Source organism: Vitiosangium sp. GDMCC 1.1324 (genome assembly GCF_003044305.1).
Lineage (GTDB): Bacteria > Myxococcota > Myxococcia > Myxococcales > Myxococcaceae > Archangium.
Genome location: NZ_PZOX01000010.1, coordinates 132,233 through 150,290 on the forward strand (window position 1 = coordinate 132,233; position 18,058 = coordinate 150,290).

Annotated in this window: 16 protein-coding genes; 9 read left to right on the forward strand and 7 right to left on the reverse strand. The window is 69.7% G+C overall.

All coding sequences use genetic code 11. From position 1 onward, the window contains the following. Positions 1 to 18 precede the first annotated feature (18 nt). The 4 genes from DAT35_RS27905 to DAT35_RS27920 all read right to left on the reverse strand — a co-directional run bounded on the left by DAT35_RS27905 (position 19) and on the right by DAT35_RS27920 (position 4,202). The gene (locus DAT35_RS27905; RefSeq protein WP_158501905.1) at positions 19 to 618 is read right to left on the reverse strand and encodes a DUF2378 family protein; all 600 of its coding nucleotides are present in this window, start codon (positions 616 to 618) and stop codon (positions 19 to 21) included. Positions 619 to 701: 83 nt separating this feature from the next. After that, positions 702 to 2,810, reverse strand: a complete 2,109-nt coding sequence (locus DAT35_RS27910; RefSeq protein WP_108070542.1) for an ATP-binding domain-containing protein — start codon at positions 2,808 to 2,810, stop codon at positions 702 to 704. A gap of 39 nt (positions 2,811 to 2,849) precedes the next feature. Beyond that, positions 2,850 to 3,632, reverse strand: coding sequence for an ATP-grasp domain-containing protein (locus tag DAT35_RS27915; protein ID WP_108070544.1), 783 nt, complete (start codon positions 3,630 to 3,632; stop codon positions 2,850 to 2,852). After that, positions 3,633 to 4,202 carry a DUF2780 domain-containing protein gene (locus DAT35_RS27920; protein ID WP_108070546.1) on the reverse strand — a complete coding sequence of 190 codons (570 nt, stop codon included), beginning with the start codon at positions 4,200 to 4,202 and terminating at the stop codon, positions 3,633 to 3,635. 240 nt (positions 4,203 to 4,442) lie between these two features. Here DAT35_RS27920 and DAT35_RS27925 point away from each other — a divergent pair, with 240 nt between their 5' ends. Genes DAT35_RS27925 through DAT35_RS27935 form a run of 3 tightly spaced genes read left to right on the forward strand, consistent with a single transcriptional unit; the run spans position 4,443 to position 9,263 of the window. After that, a complete protein-coding gene (locus DAT35_RS27925) occupies positions 4,443 to 5,081 on the forward strand; it encodes a YfiR family protein (RefSeq protein ID WP_108070548.1) in 639 nt (212 codons plus the stop codon). Further along, positions 5,078 to 7,021: an ATP-binding protein gene (locus tag DAT35_RS27930; RefSeq protein WP_108070550.1), complete on the forward strand. Its 1,944-nt coding sequence runs from the start codon at positions 5,078 to 5,080 to the stop codon at positions 7,019 to 7,021. The genes DAT35_RS27925 and DAT35_RS27930 overlap by 4 nt, the downstream gene beginning before the upstream one ends. A 7-nt stretch (positions 7,022 to 7,028) precedes the next feature. Further along, on the forward strand, positions 7,029 to 9,263 hold the full coding sequence (locus DAT35_RS27935; protein ID WP_108070552.1) for a TonB-dependent receptor: 2,235 nt from the start codon (positions 7,029 to 7,031) through the stop codon (positions 9,261 to 9,263). Positions 9,264 to 9,291: 28 nt separating this feature from the next. On the opposite strand, the gene DAT35_RS27940 is transcribed toward DAT35_RS27935, so the two are convergent. After that, entirely contained in the window at positions 9,292 to 9,777 is a 486-nt protein-coding gene (locus DAT35_RS27940; RefSeq protein WP_108070554.1) for a hypothetical protein, read from the reverse strand. 162 nt (positions 9,778 to 9,939) lie between these two features. Here DAT35_RS27940 and DAT35_RS27945 point away from each other — a divergent pair, with 162 nt between their 5' ends. Genes DAT35_RS27945 through DAT35_RS27970 form a run of 6 tightly spaced genes read left to right on the forward strand, consistent with a single transcriptional unit; the run spans position 9,940 to position 16,631 of the window. Then, positions 9,940 to 10,833: a phosphate ABC transporter substrate-binding protein gene (locus DAT35_RS27945; RefSeq protein ID WP_255415214.1), complete on the forward strand. Its 894-nt coding sequence runs from the start codon at positions 9,940 to 9,942 to the stop codon at positions 10,831 to 10,833. 50 nt (positions 10,834 to 10,883) lie between these two features. After that, complete coding sequence (locus tag DAT35_RS27950; protein WP_108070558.1) at positions 10,884 to 11,156, forward strand: hypothetical protein; 273 nt, start codon at positions 10,884 to 10,886, stop codon at positions 11,154 to 11,156. A gap of 1 nt (position 11,157) precedes the next feature. After that, the gene (locus DAT35_RS27955; protein WP_108070560.1) at positions 11,158 to 13,041 is read left to right on the forward strand and encodes a DUF4129 domain-containing protein; all 1,884 of its coding nucleotides are present in this window, start codon (positions 11,158 to 11,160) and stop codon (positions 13,039 to 13,041) included. Continuing rightward, entirely contained in the window at positions 13,034 to 14,329 is a 1,296-nt protein-coding gene (locus DAT35_RS27960) for a DUF4350 domain-containing protein (protein WP_108070562.1), read from the forward strand. The genes DAT35_RS27955 and DAT35_RS27960 overlap by 8 nt, the downstream gene beginning before the upstream one ends. After that, positions 14,326 to 15,327, forward strand: coding sequence for a MoxR family ATPase (locus DAT35_RS27965; RefSeq protein ID WP_108070564.1), 1,002 nt, complete (start codon positions 14,326 to 14,328; stop codon positions 15,325 to 15,327). The genes DAT35_RS27960 and DAT35_RS27965 overlap by 4 nt, the downstream gene beginning before the upstream one ends. Continuing rightward, complete coding sequence (locus tag DAT35_RS27970; RefSeq protein ID WP_108070566.1) at positions 15,324 to 16,631, forward strand: DUF58 domain-containing protein; 1,308 nt, start codon at positions 15,324 to 15,326, stop codon at positions 16,629 to 16,631. The genes DAT35_RS27965 and DAT35_RS27970 overlap by 4 nt, the downstream gene beginning before the upstream one ends. A gap of 33 nt (positions 16,632 to 16,664) precedes the next feature. Here DAT35_RS27970 and DAT35_RS27975 read toward each other — a convergent pair whose 3' ends face one another. Together DAT35_RS27975 and DAT35_RS27980 are read right to left on the reverse strand one after the other, a co-directional pair. Continuing rightward, the gene (locus tag DAT35_RS27975) at positions 16,665 to 17,045 is read right to left on the reverse strand and encodes a DUF4288 domain-containing protein (RefSeq protein ID WP_108070568.1); all 381 of its coding nucleotides are present in this window, start codon (positions 17,043 to 17,045) and stop codon (positions 16,665 to 16,667) included. Positions 17,046 to 17,199: 154 nt separating this feature from the next. Further along, positions 17,200 to 17,718, reverse strand: coding sequence for an O-methyltransferase (locus DAT35_RS27980; protein WP_233261753.1), 519 nt, complete (start codon positions 17,716 to 17,718; stop codon positions 17,200 to 17,202). Between the last annotated feature and the right edge of the window lie 340 nt (positions 17,719 to 18,058).

Consider the following 18,058-nt stretch of genomic DNA (forward strand, 5'->3'; position numbering starts at 1 on the left):
CCAGTGAGAAAGGGGGCCCTACCAGCTGATACGCAGCAGGAAACTGCTGGCATCCGCGTCCGTCGGGATGGCCTCGAATTCCAGCTCATTCCGGCCCAGGGACAGCGCCGCGGAGGTGCTGGCCACCACCATGCCCGTGTTCCAGGACATGCCAATCAGGTCCTGCTTGAAGACGAGCTCGCCCGAGTTGGGGCTCAGCCGGCGGTAGGAGACCTCGCCGAAGTTCACCGCCAACGCGGCCGCGCTCGGGATGCCTTCCAGCGTGCGATGCAGTCCCGAGGCGGAGGCCACCAGGGCCCGCATGCGTCCCACGGAGGTGCGGACATAGGAGAGCCCCGCCTCGCGCCCCGTCTGGAAGAGGGCCTCACCGTAGTCTCCACCCCGGGCTACCGCGGCCTGCCCGATGACGTCGAGCATCCCCAGCATCCAGGCCACCGGGTAGCGGTAGTTCTCCACCAGCCGCCCCCCATCGGAGATCTGCTTCCGCGCGAGCTCCGCCACCTCGGTCCCCCGAGCCTCCGCCGACTCGAGCGCCGCTCCCAGGAACATCCCGGGCACCAGATGCTCAGGCCTGCATCTGGCCAGCCGAGCGAGCAGCTGTGGGCGGTCCTCCATCATCACCCACATTCTGCCACAATTGTTCAAATCCGGTCACAACGATTTTCTCAAGGGCCGGTACTCGCCCCCTCCCCGGGGGGCCCTCACGCTCCGGCGAGCAGGGGCGAGCGGACTCCGGCGGAAACAACCCAGAGCTGGTGCGAGGTGCGGGTGATGGCGATGTGCAACCTTCGACGCGCCTCGTCATGGGCGGGGTAGGCCCAGGCTGTCGCGTCCGGGATGACGACGTAGTCGAACTCGAGCCCCTTGACGTTGTCCACGTCCGTCACGTCGACGCCCGGCTCGAAGGAGAAGTCGCCCTCCAGCACGAGGCGGGCGGACATGTCCGCGACGACCCGGTGGAAGGTCCGCGCCTGCTCGGGGCCGCTGGCGATGACGGCGATGGAGGCGTGGGGCTCACGCTCCATCAAGTCCCTCAGCGCCTCGCCGATGAACAGGTACGCCTGGGCCTCGTCCGGGAAGTGGTGCAGCCCCACGGGCGCTCCCTCCCGGCCCGCCTGCGGCGCCGCGGTGGTGGCCTGCGAGCCCAGGACCTTGCGCGCCAGCTCCGTCACGGGCCTCGGGCAGCGGTAGGACACCTGGAGCCGGCACGTGGCCGCGTCGCGGATACCGAGCTCCGCGAGCACCGCCGGCCACCCCGCGAAGCTCGTCGAGGTCTGCTGCATCTCGTCGCCCGCGAGCGTGCAGCTGCGCGCCTCGCCCAGCAGCTTGCCCACCACGAAGAGCTCGACGAGGGAGAAGTCCTCGACCTCGTCCAGCACGACGTGCACCAGCCGCCCCACGGCCCCCAGGCTCCCCGCCTGGGCCCGGAGGAACAGCAGCAGCGGAAGGTCCTCCAAGTCCAGCGTGCCGGCCAGCTCGTCGGGCGTGTCGCTCTCCAGGGACTTGCCATCCAGCGTCTGGAGGCGCTCGGGGTCCACGCCCTCCAGCTCCTGCGCGAGCGGCGTGGCGATCTGCAGCATCGTGTGGCGCACCGTCTCGTCCACGGCCGTGAGCGGCAGGTCTCCGTTCGAGTGGGCGACGACCCCCTCCAGGAAGCGCCGATCCGTGAAGATCTCCGCGAGCCGCTTGCGCAGGCGCGACAGCGAGGTGGCGGACGACGACCGGGGAACCCCCAGCCGGGCCGCGAGCGCGCGGCGCAGGGCCGGGTGGCGCTTGAGCTTGGACACGAGCGGCGGCGTGTCCTCCCACTGCTTGATGGCCTTGGCGCCGAACGAGACCCGCGCGGCCGTGGCCGCCCAGCCATCGAGCGTCTCGACGGACACCTTGCCCAGGCCCAGTGGCGCGAGCAATCGCCGGGAGAGCCGCGCCAGGCCCTCCTCGGGGACGATGACCTTCATCCGGGACTCGGGGTAGCGCGCATGGTCGTCGAAGGCGATCTTCGCAAGCCGGTGCAGGGCCACCGTCGTCTTTCCGCTGCCCGCGCTCCCCAGGACGAGCAGCGGCTCGTCCGCGGCCACGCTCACGGCCTCGAACTGCTCGGCATCGAGCATCGCCGTCACGTCGAGCATGCCCTCGCGCCGGGTGATGCCCTCCCCCACCCCGAGCTGCCCCGGACGCACCGCCGTCCCCGTTCCGCCGCCCGTGAGCTGGGAGGCGGGCCCCGAGCCCATCATCCGCCACGTGCCCTCGGCGGTGCGCGCGAGCACGAGCATGCCGGACTGGATGCGTGTCAGCTGGCCGCGATCGATGACCACCAACCGCCGCACCTCGACGGTGCCCTCGGACAGCCGCTCGCCGAAGTACTCCTCGTATGAGTCCCCTTCCCCATAGCGGTAGAAGACCCGGGCCACCGGAGCGAAGCGCCAGTCGATGATGCGTACGTCCGCGGAGGCGTCGGCGAAGCTGGTCCGGCCCAACAGGTAGTCCCGGATGCCCGTGGGTCCATCCACGCGCAGGTGCGCGAAGTACGGAGCACTCACCTCCGGAAGAAGGGCCGTCTCCTGACGCTCGAGGAGGGCTCGCGCCTGGTTCATCTGGTGCAACAGGTGCGGGAGGTCCGCCACAGGGGCGGTCGCCGCCTCGTCGCGCAGCACCTGCAACTGGGCCACCAGCCCCTGCGTCTCCTGGTTGCGGCTGGCCCCCCGGTGCCGCGCGGCCTCCACCGAGGCGAGCACGCGGCGGAGGAGCTCTTCCTCCTCCGCGATGATGGCCTTTGCCTCCGCGGGCAGCTCTCCGTCAGGGTTGCTCATGGTCGTGGGCAAGCAAGGTGACGCGGTGGGTCGAGCCGGTCAACCGGGAAGATCGCGCGAGGCCTTGCGGGAGGACGCTCCCCCGGTCAGCTCGGCCCAGCGCGTGAGCGTCAGCTCAGTGTAGAGCGCTCTGTCCAGCCCGTAGGAGCCCAGCGCGAAGCCGTCATTCCACTCGACGAGCGCCGTCTGGCCGTCCTCCAGGACTCCGAAATCGACCCCGTAGGCCGAGGTCCCCTCGCCCGCGTCCTCCATCAGCCGCACCGCCTGCTCCACCCGTGTTTCGTCCACGCGAAGGGCCGGGTCTCCCGCGTAGTGCTGGATGCCCACGATGCGGCCCTGGATGACGAACACCCGGTACTCGCTGAGCCACCGCACCACCTCGGAGCACAGGATGGGCGTGCTCAGCGATGCCCTGCGCAGAAAGAGCAGATCGTCGTAGCCGCCGAAGACGTGACCGGTGAATCGCTTCTTGCGTCCCAGCGGCTTGGCGAACACCGGCGGCCCCGAGCCATTCTCGACGGCGGCGGTCAACTCCCGGACGGTGCTCGTCCAGAAGCGCCGGTGCAGGAAGGGCTCGAGGCTCCTCGGGTAGTCGTTCGTCGGCGGCGGCTCGATACCCAGCTGCGCCAACGCCCCCAGCACGGAGGGCACGTCACCCGCGACCAGCGTCTCCCGGTCCAGGGGCAACTGGCGCCGTTCGATGCGCCTCGCCGTGAACAACTCGGCGGGAATGCCTCGCTCCTGGAGCCCGGCGAGCAGATCCCTCATCTCCGGCTCCATCCGCCCGCTGCCCAGTTCCTGGATGAACGCTCGACGGATCATTCAGCGGATGAGTCCGCCCAGGAGCCCGCCCAGTCCTCCGCCTCCGCCCTGGGAGCCCCCACCCTCCGGCGTGGTGCCTCCTCCACCGCCCAGGTTGGCGAGCATCGGCATCACCGCGAGGATGCCGCCCACCAGCTTCGGATCGAGCCGGGACTTGAGGAAGTTGAGCAGCAACGGCGCCACCAGCGAGGCCTTGCCCGCATCGAGGTTGAAGCGCTGGAGCAGCGCCACCAACCCCGCCACCTCGCCCGCCTGCCCCATGGCGCCACCGAGCGCCCCCATCAGCCCGCCACCCCCGGACTGACCCTGCCCTCCGAGCAGCCCGCCGAGCCCTCCCAGCGCCCCCATCAGCCCGCCCCCCTCTCCTGCCCCTCCTTGCTGGGTCTGCGCCTCCGCCTGCTGCTGCCACCCCTGCATCTCGGGGATGGCCTGGCCCAACTGGTCCGCCGCCTGCGGCCCCATCTTCTCCTGCACGGTCCCCTGCACCAGCTTCAGCAACGAGCCCGCGAGTCCCTGCGCCTGGTTCGAGTCCACGCCAAGCTGCTGCGAAAGCTGTCCGATGAAGTCCATTCCGTTCTCCTCCCCTGCTCGGGGGCGACGGTTCTAGCGGACCTGACGCCTCACCCCACCGGGAAACCTCCCACCTCCCGCATCGGCGTCCGTTGCAGAACGGACAAACCGTGTCAGCCGCTTCCGCGAGCACCCCCTGATTCGATGAAAACCAACACCCGGAGTCACACCTGGACCCCCCCTGATGCGAATTCTCAGAAAGAGGTGAATACTGGATAAGTCGCAGGTGGGGGGAGTCCCATGCAGCAGTCATACGGCACCGTGTCCTGGAGGAGGCCCCGCCGGGAAGTACGGCAACCCTGGCTGAGCGCCCTGAGCGTGCTGCTCGTGCTGCTCATCGGCGGGGCTTCACGAGCCGAGGGACTGCCACCCACCCTTCAAGCCTCGTTGCTGGTGCGCATCCTCGCCTACGACCGGCGGATGAACACCACGCCTCCGCCCCTGACCGTCGCCGTCCTCTACCTGGAAGGGAATGGAGATTCGGAGAACGTGGGCCAGGAGCTCGCCCGCGCACTGGAGGCGGTCTCCCGCGGGAGGACCATCGCGGGACGGCCGGTGCGGATCATCCGCGTGGGCTTTCGTGATCCACCGCAACTCCAGGAGGAGCTCTCCCGGGCTCGCGTGGCGGCGCTCTACGCGTGCGAGGGGCTCACGGCCTACACGGACAGCATCGCCCGGGTGACGCGACAGCTGTCCATCCTCTCCTTCACCGGGGACAGGACCGAGCTCGAGCAGGGTCTGGCCATCGGGCTCGGCCGGCAGGGCGATTCGCCCATCATCCTCGTGCACCTCTCGGCGGCTCGCGCGGAGGGCGCGGACCTCGACGCCGGGTTGCTCAGCCTCTCGCAGCTCGTCGAGCCCACCCGGAGGACTCCATGAACATCGAGCCCCGTCACCTCTCGCTGCGGGCCCGGCTGGTCTCCCTGGTGGTCCTGCTCTTCGCGGCCTTCTCCGTCTTCTTCCTCCTCTTCTTCCCCGCGCGCATGGATGATCAGGCGCGGCGCTGGATGCTCGACCGGACCCTGGTCATCGCCCGGCTGCTGGCCAGCGCCACCGAGCCCGCGCTCGACTTCGGGGACGCGGCCAATGGACAGCGCCACCTGGAGACGCTCGCCTCCAGCCCCGAGGCCCTCTTCGGCCTGCTGCTGCGCGAGGACGGCATGCCGCTGGCCGCCTGGCACCCGGAGCTCGCGCCCAGCGAACCCCTGGACGAATCCCAGGAGACGTTCATCCGCGGGCAGGTGGTGTTCGCGCGAATCCTCATCCAGACCCGCGGGGGTCAGCGGGGCACGCTGCTGTTGGGATTCAGCCTCGCCCGACTGCGGCAGGAGAGCCTGCAGACGCAGCAGCTCGCCGCCGGCATCTCCACGCTCATCCTCGCCATCGGCGTGCTGGCCGCCTTCGGACTGGGGACGCTGCTGGTGAGGCCCCTCAAGCGCGTCACCCATGTGGCCCTGCGCATCTCCGAGGGCGAACACGAGGCCCGGAGCGAGCTCGACCTGACCCGGCGCGATGAGATGGGCACCCTGGCCGCGGCGTTCTCTCGCATGCTGGACCGGCTCTACGAGCAACGCACCCTCATCGAGACCCAGGTGCGCGAGCTGCGCAGCGCCCAGGACCAGCTCATCGTCGCCGACCGGCGCACCTCCGTGGGCACGCTCGCCGCCGGCGTGGCGCACGAAATCAACAACCCGCTCGCCTATGTCACCGCGAACGTCCAGTTCGCGCTCCGGGAGCTCCCGGAGCTGCGGCAGCTCGCCCGGAAGGACGCCCCGGACCACCGCCCCCTGGAGGACGAGGAGGACTGGGAAGAGGTCCTCAGTGCCCTCAACGAGGCCCGCGAGGGTTGCGCCCGCGTGCAGCATATCGTCCAGAGCCTCAAGTCCTTCTCGGCCGGAGACGACGACAAGCGCGAGCCCACGGATCTCTCACATACCCTCGAGGCCGCCATCAACATGGCTGGCAATGAGATCCGCCACCGGGCCCGGCTGGTCCGCGACAACCAGTCCGCGCCACCCGTCGAGGCCAACGAGGTGCGGCTCGCCCAGGTCTTCCTCAACCTGCTCATCAACGCCGCGCATGCCATCGAGCCGGGCGCCGCGGACCAGAATGAGATCCGTGTCTCCCTCCGCACGGGCGAGGATGGACGGGCACGGGTGGCCATCACCGACACCGGCAGCGGGATGACGCCCGAGGTCCGCGCCCGGCTCTTCACCCCCTTCTTCACCACCAAGCCCGTGGGCGTGGGCACCGGGCTCGGGTTGTCCGTCTGCCAGGGCATCGTCACCCGGCTGGGCGGGCTCATCGAGGTCCAGAGCGAACCGGGGCACGGGAGCACCTTCACGGTGGTGCTCCCGCCCGCCGCCACCCCGGTGGAGAGAAAGAGGCCCGGCGAGACGGCTCCGCCCGGGAAGCTGAAGCGGGCGCGCATCCTGGTGGTGGATGACGAGCCCCTCGTGGGAGCCGCGCTGCGTAGGACCCTGGGCAGCGAACACGAGGTGCTGGTGATGACGGACGCACGGGAGGCGCTGTCCCGGGTGCGCCAGGGCCCGCCGTTCGACGTCATCCTGTGTGACCTGATGATGCCGGAGATGACGGGCATGGAGTTCTTCACCGAGCTCCAGCGCACGAGCCCCGCACAAGCGGAGGCGGTGATCTTCATCACCGGCGGAGCCTTCACCGAGGTGACGCGCGCCTTCCTCGAGCAGCACCAGGAGCGGGCGCTGGGCAAGCCCCTCGACATGAAGGCCCTGCGCGAGCGGCTCCGCGTCCTGCTTGAGGGCCAGAACCCACCACCCACGCTCGCGCCCACCGGCTGAGACACCCATGCCGCACCTCTCGCTCCGCTCCCGTGTCCCACGTCCGGGCACGCTGCTGCTGACCCTCACCCTGTGCGCGAGCCTCGCCGCCGCCCAGTCCCCTCCCACCGAGGAGGCTCCCGCGAGCACCGAAGGGGAGCCGCTCTGGTCCCACGAACTGTCCCTCGACGAGCTGCTGCGCATCGAGCTGTCCACCCCGTCCAAACAACTCCAGACGGCCCGGGAGGCGCCCGGCGTGGTCTCGCTGGTGACGCGCGAGCAGATCCGCCAGTTCGGCTGGAGGACCCTCGACGACATCCTCTTCAGCCAACCCGGCTTCTTCCCCTCGCACGACTTCGAGCGCACCGTGGTGGGGGCGCGGGGACTCCAGGAGGGGTGGAACAACAACCACCTGCTGCTGCTGGTGGACGGCGTCCCCATGAACGACAACGAGGCGGGCTCCGCCTTCACCTGGGACATCACGCCCCTCTTCATGGTGAAGAGCGTGGAGATCATCCGCGGGCCCGGCTCCGCCCTCTATGGCTCCAGTGCCATCAACGGGGTGGTGGCGCTCAACACCATCTCCTCGGCCCGGGTGCTGAGCGAGAACGAGCGCCTGGAGGTCAACAGCGAGGCCCGGCTGCTCGTGGGCAACCTCGGCACCGCGAGCGTGGAAGTGGTGGCGGCCACCTCCGCCCCGCATGTCTCCGCGGTGGTCGGGTTCCAGCACCTGCGCACCGACGGGTTCTCCTACCTGTCCTCCGACGGCTCGGGCCGGGTTGACGGCTCGGGCACGCTCGAGCGCTTCCTCATCCGGGACCGCCACGGGAGCGACTACCTCTTCGTCAAGCTGGAGGGCCACAAGCACCTGGAGGGGCTGTCCCTGCAGTACCACCTGCAGGACTGGGACTACAGCACCGGCCACGGCTGGCTCTACTGGGCACCCGACTCCGACGGGACCATGCGCGAGCGCAGGCACATCGCGGTGCTGCGCTATCACTCCGAGCCCGGCGGCCGGGTGGAGCAGGAGTATGTGCTCAAGTACCAGCGGCACGAATACGACAACCAGGTGCGCTTCTACCCGGATGGAGCGCTCGACGGGTACTACCCCTCCGGGGTGACCGAGGTGGCCAAGTACGCGCTGGACGAGCTCTTCGGGCGGCTCCAGCTCTCGTTCAAGCCCGCCGAGCCCCTCACCCTGCTGGGCGGCGTTGAGTACTCCGCCATCCTGTACCGGGGCGACCAGGAGCACTACAGCAACGCCGACCTCACCAGCACCGCCGAGGACCCCCCTCCCATGCCCACCCGGGTGCAGCTCGGCCCGGTCTATGCGCCGATCCTCGATCGGCCCAACCACAACGTGGGTGCCTACGCCCAGCTGAGCTGGACCCGGCTGCTGAATCTGCCCCTCTCGCTCACCGCGGGGCTTCGCTACGACCTGAAGTTCTTCCAGTACGTCGACCCGTGGCAGACCGAGCAGCCCCCGCGCTCGAAGCGGTACGACCAGCTCAGTCCCCGGCTCGCGCTGGTGTTCACCCCCAGCCCCGCGTTGAGCCTCAAGGCCCAGGCCAGCCGCGCCTTCCGCGCTCCGGCGACGAGCGAGCTCTTCGGCTTCAACACGTGGATTGTGCAGTCCACCGTCGAATCGATACGCCCCGAGCAGGTCACCACCCTCGAGCTCAGCGCGGACTGGAGGATCAGCCCCCAGCTGAGCTGGCGGAACACCCTCTTCCACTCGCAGTACAGGAACCTCATCGGCTACGGCTACGACGACACGGGCAACGTCTCCAACCAGCTCACCCAGCGCAACGCGGGCCTGGAGACCGAGTTGATGGCGGAGCTGGACCTCGGCAGCCGCGGCCGCTGGAGCGCCTTCGGCAACTACAGCTACGTGCACCTGCTCGATGGAGCGGATGGCTCCGGGAGCCTCACCTGGGCGCCCGCCCATCTGGCCAGGGCGGGAATCAACTACCGCTGGCAACGGCTCGGCCTCGCGCTACGAGCCCAGTACCAGGGAGCCGTGCGGCGCCGGGACGCGGATCGGGTGACGCCCCTCTTCGTCGAGGCGAGGTCCATGAATGTGCCCGCCTGGGTACAGCTGGACTTCAACGCCCGCGTGCAGCTCACCGATTGGGCCAGCGCCGGGCTCTCTGTCACCAACCTGCTCGACGCGGAGCGCTACCTGGTGAAGACCGGCGACTTCCCCTTCGACTACCGGATGGAGGGCCGCCGCGTCTTCGCGACCCTGGAGCTCAACCTCTGAGGGCTGGGTGAGGGACATGGACTCCCGCTCACCTCATGTGCGGGACCAGCCAGGGCCGCGTCGGCAGGAAGCTCGACTGGCAGTCCTGCAGCAGCCCGTAGTTCAGGCTCGGGCTGCAGAGCTGGAGGATCTGCGGCGTATCCAGGGTCGTCTCATGGTCCGCCCGCTGGAAGCACTCCGCCGGCTCGGTGGACGTCGCACAGCGGCAGAGCTCGATGGCCTGCTCGGGCTCCAGGAACACCCCGGGAGACTGGCTGGCGATGTAGCACTCGGCCGGCTCCACGGATGCCGCCCCCTGGCAGAGCCGGAGCGCCTGCTCCTCGGAAAGTGAGACCTCGCGCTCCGCCCGCTTGAAGCAGGCCAACGCCCCCGTGGCCGCCTCCTCCTGGCCCGTGTCCCCCCCGCCCGTCTGCTGGGCCCTCGCGCTCCCCGCCCCCAGGAGCACTCCCGCTCCCCAGAGCCCCAGCCCGAAGAGCCTCGCGACCCGGAAACCGCCTCCGTGCTTCCCCCGCATCGCCGTGCACCTCACTCCCCGTCCTGAAGAAAATGGAGCCCGCGAAAGGGCGCTTCAAGCGGATGGAACCGGAAAGCCATGCCCTCGCGCCCGCCAGAGAGGCGACCCACCGTGTATCCTCGGGGATGTCCTCGAACCGGGGCCCGGCCCCAGGTGGTGTCATTGAGAACGGTGCTCTCCCTGCTCTTCACCCTCGGGCTCGTCACCCTGGCCTCCGGGTGCAGGCGCCCGACCGGGTCCGCTGGAGAGGACGCGGGCCTGCCGAGCCCCCAGGGTGCCCCCAAGGTGCCCCAGGAGACCATGACAGTGAAGGGCTCGGACACCCTGGTCATCCTCGTCCAGCGCTGGGCCGAGCGGTTCATGAAGGCCCACCCCGAGGCGAAGATCCAGGTGACGGGCGGCGGTTCGGGCACGGGCATCGCGGCGCTCATCAACGGCACCACGGACATCGCCATGTCCAGCCGCCCCATCAAGGACGCGGAGAAGCAGAAGCTGCGGCAGCGCGAGCCCCACGGCCCGGTGGAGCTCCCCGTGGCCCGCGATGGCATCACCTTCTATGTCCACGAGAGCAACCCCCTGGACACCCTCTCCATCGCGCAGCTCAAGGGCATCTACCTGGGAGACATCACCAACTGGAAGGACGTGGGCGGCAAGGACGCCCCCATCGTCGTCTACTCGCGGGAGAACTCCTCGGGCACCTACGTCTTCGTGAAGGACGAGGTGCTCGGCGGCGAGGACTTCACCGTGCGGGCCCAGACGCTGCCCGGTACCGCGGCGGTGGTGCACGCGGTGGCCCAGGAGAAGAACGGCATCGGCTACGGCGGCGCCGCCTACGCCAAGGGCGTCAAGGAGTTGAAGGTGAAGAAGGAGCCCCAGGGCGAGGCCGTCGCCCCCACCGCGGAGAACATCCAGAGCGGCACCTACCCGCTGTCGCGTGGCCTCTACTTCTACCTGCCCCAGGAGGCCTCCGGCGTGGAGAAGTCCTTCATCGACTACGCCCTGTCGCCCGAGGGTCAACAGATCGCCACCCAGACAGGCTACTTCCCGGTGAAGTAGCGCTCGCGACCCGCTGGCACGAGCGGCCCCGGATTGCGTAGGCTGCGCGAATGATTCAGGGGTCGGGCCGCTGCCACTACCACCCGGAGCGAACCGGGTTGGGCATCTGCGTGGAGTGCCGCCGCGTCATCTGCCGCGAGTGCACCACGCAGTTCGAGGGCGTCAACCGGTGCGCCAGTTGCCTCGAGAAGCGCCTGAAGGCGCTGCAAGGGCCGGCCGAGCGCCGGGAATGGAGCGTGAGCAACGTGCTGCTGGCCCTCATCGGCGCCGCCGTGGTGTACGGCGGAGTCCTGCTGCTCGCGCAGATGGCGTCGGGGCTCTGAGATGGCCATCTCCGCGCTCGAGTTGCGCCCCCGGGGGGCGATCGCCATTCTGGACGCGGGCCTGCGCGTGTGCGTGCGCAGCTCCGGCGTGTGGGCCCTCACCCTGCCCGGCGGGGCGCTCGTCACCGCCGCCCTGCTGCACCTGACGGACGCGGTGAGCCACCGTCATTCGCTCGCCCTGCCCGCGCTGTGGTTCACCCTGGCCTGGCTGGCCCGCGGCCTCTTCCAGGGCGCCGCCTGCCACCATGTGCAGGAGCTGGTGCTCGGCCAGGGAACTGGAGAGCCCACTGCATGGGCCTCGCTGCGCGCCGCGCTGGCCCGCGCCCCGAGCCTCCTGTGCGCCGTGGCGTACCTCTTCACCTTCAACCTGCTGACGCTCGGCCTCTCGCTGGGCTTCGCCTTCTTGTTCCTGTCCGCACACCTGGTGGGCTACGCCGTCACCCTTCAGGGCAAGGGCAGCCCCCTGGGTCTGTATGGGGTGTGCTCGCAGATGCTCGGCCCGGCTCGAGCGAGCGCCACCGGCGTACGCATCCTGCTGCTGGTGCAGCTCCTGGTCTTCTTCAACCTCCACATCGGGGCCAACACCCTGCTCTACGTGGGCCGCAAGCTGATCGGCATCGACCTCACCTTCGCCGAGCGCTTCGCCTCGCTGGACAACGCCTCCTGGGTCGTCTTCCTGGTAGCCGTCACCTTCACCCTCTTCGAGCCCCTGCGCGCCGCCACGGCCACGCTGCTGTTGGTGGACGGGCGGGTGCGCCAGGAGGGATTGGATCTGCTCGCGGCGGTGCAGCAGATTCCCTCCCGGAGCCCGGCCACTGGCACGGGAGCCCGGAGCGCGGCGCTCGTGCTGCTCGCCTTCCTGGGCACCTGCCTGCTCGCCACGCCCGCCCGGGCCGAGCAGTCCGAGGCGCCCGTCTCCCGCGCGGCCCTGCAGCAGCGCGTGGAAGAGCTGGCCGGGGCGTGTGAACTGGAGGACTCCGAGACAGTGGAGTGGAAGCGGACGCTCACCTCGCTGAGCCAGTCCGAGGCCCAGAAGCTCCAACGGCTCGTGCGCGACGTGGAGCACGAGGTGTACGAGAACGAGGACTGCGAGGCCGTGGAGCGGCTCGAGCAGGGACTCACGCTGGCGGCCCAGACGGCGGAGCTGGAGAAGCAGCAGGCGGACGCCCGGGCGAGCCAGGCCCGCGCCCGGGACATCCTGTCGCGGCCCGAGTTCCAGGTGCCCGATCCCGAGGCCCCGAAGGGAGAGACTCCCAAGGAGGAGGAGCCCCCCGGTGCCTGGCAGCGTTTCCTCAAGTGGTTGGCGGAGCTGCTCGAGAAGCTCTTCCGCCGCGACGAGAACGACCCCGTGAGGTCGACCCCCGCCGTCCCGGGAGGCGGCCAGGGCGTGGCCAACGTGCTGGTGGTGGTCCTCATCGCCGGGGTGCTGGTGGTGCTCGCGCTGGTGCTGTTGCGCGCGCTCGGCAAGGACAAGAAGGCTGGCGAGAACCAGCAGCTCGAGGTGAGCACACAGGACGCGGCGGCGCTGGCGGCGGATCCGATGAACGCCCTCTCCCGCCCTCCCGAGAGCTGGGCCCACCTGGCCGACGAGCTGGCCGCCCGGGGCGAGTACCGCGAGGCGGTGCGCGGCCTGTACCTCGCCCTGCTCTCGCGCCTGCACCGCGAGGGCGTCATCCACTACGACACCACGCTGAGCAACTGGGACTACCTGCGTCAGTTCCGCAGCCACCGCGAGTGGCTGCCTCCCTTCCGCGAGCTCACGCTGCGCTTCGACTTCGCCTGGTACGGCAACCTGCCGGTGGGCGCGGACGGCTACCGTGACTTCCGCGCGCTGTGCGCCCCCATGCTGTCCACTCCCGCCACGCAGGAGGCCTCCGGTGCGTGACCGTTTCCCGCTGCTGGTGGTGGGCGGCCTGCTCGTCACCGCCGTGATGGGCACGTGGCTCGTGCGCGGCGCGGCCCGCGGCGGCTTCGCCGACACGCTCTCCACCTGGCGCGCCCAGCCGGATGGGGCTCGGGGCCTCTACCTGCTGGCCGAGGAGAGTGGCCTGCCCGTCTCCCGCCGCACCACGGACCTGCAGATCCTCCACGGCACCAACCCCCTGGTGCTGCTCGCGGTGGAGGTGAAGGGCGCGCGCGAGGACGATCCGGACCAGACGGCGCTCGCCGCCGAGAAGGACTCGACGCTGGAGGACGAGGACGTTCCCCGCCACGGCTTCAACCGGCTGCACGTCCCCGAGCTGAGCGACTCCGAGACGGAGAAGCTGCTCGACCACGTCCGCGAGGGGAGCAACCTCATCTATGTCCCCTGGGGCTCGAAGGAGAACCGGCTGCTGGACGCGCTCGGGGTGAAGCTCTTCAAGGCGGACACCTCGCTGCCCATGCGCACGCTCGTCCCGCCCCTGTCCAGTCCGTACACGCTGGGAGTGGAGCGCGTGGAGGCGAAGGTGCAGGCCTACCTGACGCTGCCCGAGCAGGGCGCGGTGCCGGTGCTGAAGGACGAGCCCCTGGACATGACGGTGGCGGCGGTGGTGCCCTACGGTGCGGGCAAGGTGCTGGTGGTGGGCGCGCCGGAGCTGGCGATGAACCAGGCGCTCGGACGCGCGGACAACGCGCAGTTCTGGCTGAGTGCCCTGAGTGCGCTGGGCCCCGGGCCCTTTGAGTTCGACGAGCACCACCACGGCTTCACCAACGAGCGCTCCATCGTGGACTTCGCGCGCCGCTACGGCCTGCACTTCGCGGTGGCGCAACTGCTGCTGGGGCTGTGCCTGTGGGCGGTGGCCCTCAAGCGCTTCGGCCGGCCGCGTCCGCCGCCCGAGTCCACGCGCGTGGGAGCCACGGATGCCCTCTTCGCCATGAGCCGCCTGTACCGAGAGGGCCGCCACCACGCCTTCGCCGCCGGCCTCATCACCCGAGGCCTCACCCAGGAGCTGGCCCTGCACGCGGGAATGCCACCCCATGCTCCGGCGAAGAACGTCGCCGAGGGGCTGGCCGCTCGCGGGCGGGAGGACCTGGCCAACGGCCTGCGTGCCGTGGTCCGCAACGCCGAGTCCGTGTCCGGCGAGAGTGACTTGCAGCAACTGGCCACGCGCGCCGCGACGCTGCGCCAGCGCATCCATCCTTCCGGGCCGCCCGAGCGCGCGCCCCTTGCTTCGACCCACGAGGAGTCATGACTTCGTCCCCCTTCGCCCCCGCCTCGACCTCTCCCGCCGGCAACGCCGTGGCCGCCGCCCATGCCATCCGAGAAGGCGTGCTCTCCGAGGTGCGCAAGGCTGTCGTCGGCCAGGACGAGCCGCTCGAGTTGATGCTCGTCGGGCTCATCGCCGGTGGCCACGTGCTGCTGGAGGGCGTGCCCGGCGTGGCCAAGACGCTGATGGCCAAGGCGCTCGCGCGCAGCGTCAGCGCGGACTTCAAACGCATCCAGTTCACCCCGGACCTGATGCCCGCGGACATCCTGGGCACCAGCATCTTCGACTTGAAGAGCCAGTCCTTCGTGCTGGTGCGAGGCCCCATCTTCACGGACCTGCTGCTGGCGGATGAGATCAACCGCGCTCCCGCCAAGACGCAGTCCGCGCTGCTGGAGGCCATGCAGGAGCGGGGCGTTTCGCTGGAGGGCCGGAACCTGGCGCTCTCGCCGCTCTTCACGGTGTTCGCCACGCAGAACCCGGTGGAGTCCGAGGGCACCTACCCGCTGCCCGAGGCGCAGCTGGACCGCTTCCTGCTGAAGATCGACGTGGGCTACCCGGCGCCCGAGGAGGAGGACGCCATCCTCGCGTCGGTGCACCGGGGCTTCGACGCGGGCGACCTGGCGCGAGCGGGCGTGGGGGCGGCGGTGACGAAGGAGGGGCTGCTGGCGGCACGGGCGGCGCTCAACGAGGTGACGGTGGAGCCGCCGGTGCTCGCGTACGTGCGCAAGCTGGTAGCGGCCACGCGCACCTCCAGCCGCATCCGCCTGGGCGCGGGACCTCGCGCGGGCGTGCACCTGCTGCTGGCCTCGAAGGCGCTGGCGGCGCTGCGAGGCCGGGGCTTCGTCACACCGGATGACGTGCGCTTCCTCGCGGGGCCGGTGCTCAAACACCGCCTGCTGCTGTCGCCGGACGCGGAGCTGGACGGGGCCACGCCCTCGGATGTGCTGCGCGAGGTGGTGCAGTCCGTCGAGGTCCCCCGGTGATTCCCACCGGGCGCCTGTGGGTGCTGCTGTGCCTGCTGGCCGTGCCGATGATGGCGGCGGGATTCTTCCCGGGCCTCGGCGGCATGGTGCTGGTGCTGGACGCGCTCGCCCTGGTGCTGGCGGCGCTGGACTTCCTGATGGCCCGCCGGGTGCGCCTGGAGGTGAGCCGGAAGCTGCCCGCCCGTCTGTCCGTGGGCGCGCCCAACAAGGTGGAGCTGCTGCTGGTGCACCGGGGCGGCCAGGCGGTGGACGTGCGCGTGCGGGACGACGTGCCCGAGTCCTTCACCGCCACGCCCGAGGAGGCCCCGCTGCACCTGACTCCGGACAGCCAGACGCGCTGGGTGTACCGGGTGTCTCCGGCGAAGCGGGGCAAGTTCGGCTTCGGGGACGTGAACGTGCGGGTGCGAGGGCCGCTGGGGCTCGTCTTCCACGAGCGGCGCTTCCCCGCGGCGCAGAGCGTGTCGGTGTTCCCGGACCTGCGGGGCGCGAGCCGCCTGTTGCTCTCCGGCGCGGCGTTGGACCTGGTGAACCTGGGCCTGCGGCAACTGCGCCGGGACGGCCGGGGCAGCGAGTTCGCACGGCTGAGGGACTACGCGCAGGGAGACTCGGTGCGCGAGGTGGACTGGAAGGCCACCGCCCGGCGCACGAGGCCGGTGACGCGAGTGATGGAGTCCGAGCGCTCGCAGTCCATCCTCATCTGCGTGGACGCGGGCCGCTCGATGGCGGCGCAGGTGGACGGGCTCACCAAGCTGGACCACGCCGTGAACGCGGCGCTCTTCCTGGCCTTCGTGGCGGTGCGCAACGGAGACCGGGTGGGGCTGGCGGTGTTCGCGGACGGGGTGAAGGCGTACCTGCCTCCGGCGGCGGGACGCATGCAGTACCGGAAGATCTTGGACACGCTCTACTCCACCACGCCGAGCCTCACGTATGTGGACTACCTGGCGCTCTTCAAGGAGCTGAACGTGCGCCTCACGCGGCGCAGCCTGTTGTGCGTGTTCACGGACTTCCTCGACGAGGAGCAGGCCTCGACGATGGTGGCACCGCTGCACCGGCTGGCGAGACGGCACGTCCCGCTGTGCCTGTCCGTGCGGGACACGGCGCTGGCGAATCTGCTGCGCACGCCTCCCGCCGGGGCCGAGCAGGCCTTCCAGCAGGCCGTGGCCAGCGAGCTGCTCACGGACCGCGAGGTCCTCAAGGCCAGGGTGAGCGCCGGGGGCGTGCAGATGCTCGACGTGCAGCCGGATGAGCTGAGCCTCGCCGCGGTGAATCGCTACCTCGACATCAAGGCGCGCGGCGTGCTGTAGGCGCCGCATTGAAGGGCCGGCCCACGAGGAAGTTCATTCCTCGTAGAGCACACGCACGGGCTCGCCCTTGATCAAGGCATTGAGCTCTTGCCGGCTGGAGACAACCAGGAACGAGTACGTCGCCTCGACACCATCATCGAGGGTTTCAACCGTGGAGGGGCCAGGCTTCTCCGGATCGGCGGCACAGGAGATGATCTTTCTCACGCCACCGAAAACGAGACGGGCGGGCCGACCATTGACGCGCAAGCTCTCATCGTCCGTGCAGTCGGAACGTCCACGCTTCTCGGCCTTGGCAAAGGCCTCATCATCGGTCTCGGCCTGGATGAGATAGACGTTCTCCATGACCGGGAACTCCTCCTGAGGTCCCTCCCTGAACTCGTGATAGAGCACGACATGCGCGGCATACCAGGGCATCGTATTCTCGATTCCTTCACTCCTTGCGCCTCTGCTTGTTACGACAACGGAGGAACTTCTGGGCGAGTTGAATCTTGTCACGCTCTTCCCCCGTCGCTATTCGAACGGAACGTCAGGGGCGAGCATTTGAGGCGTGCTGTAGGCGCCGACGCCGCTATTCGCCCACGTAGACGGAGTACTCGAAGCCGTCGGCGATGGTCAGCGTGGTGGACTGAAAGCCATTGCGCCCTGACTGCATGTGTTCGACGTAGGGCCTGAGCGCCTTGCGGAAGGTGAAGATGTTGTCCGCCAGCACCACCGCCCCCTTGCGCAGCTTCGGCGTCAGCACCTGGAGGACCGGCAGGTAGAGGTCCTTCCACCCATCGAGCAACACCAGATCGATGGGCCCCTCGACAGTGGCCAGCGTCTTCACCGCATCTCCGAGCCGGACCTCCACCAGGTCCGAGAACCCGGCCTCGGCCATGTTCGCCGTCGCCTGCCGCTGCTTGCTCTCCTCGAGCTCCGAGCCAATCACCCGGCCACCGCCCGCGTCGCGCACCGCCGCGGCCAGGTACAGGGTGGAGATGCCAAACGAGGTGCCGAACTCCACCACCGTCCGGGCGCCAATCGACCGTGCCACCAGGTAGAGGAACTTGCCCTGCTCGGCGCTGATCGGGATGTACACGTCCTTCATCGCCCGGCTGCGCATCTCCGGCGTGAGGCGCCGACCGCTCAGCTGGGTGAGAGCATTCCCTACAACCGCCCGAGGCAGCCTGAAGAGGTCCCCCCGTGCGGAGCGGTGGAGACGCTCCAGCACGCCCCGGACCCGAGCGTCCTGCAACGAGCTCCCAGCGGCCTGCATATCCCTTCGCGTCCCATTCCCAGCGGTCATGCGCCCCTCTTTAACGCCGCAACCGTCCCACGGAACAGACATACCGTCTCGCGCTCCGGACACACCGTCTCATTCCTCGGACTCCACGATGCACCACATGAGACTCCCCTCCTCTGAATCCACGTGGCATCGGTTCTGCAAT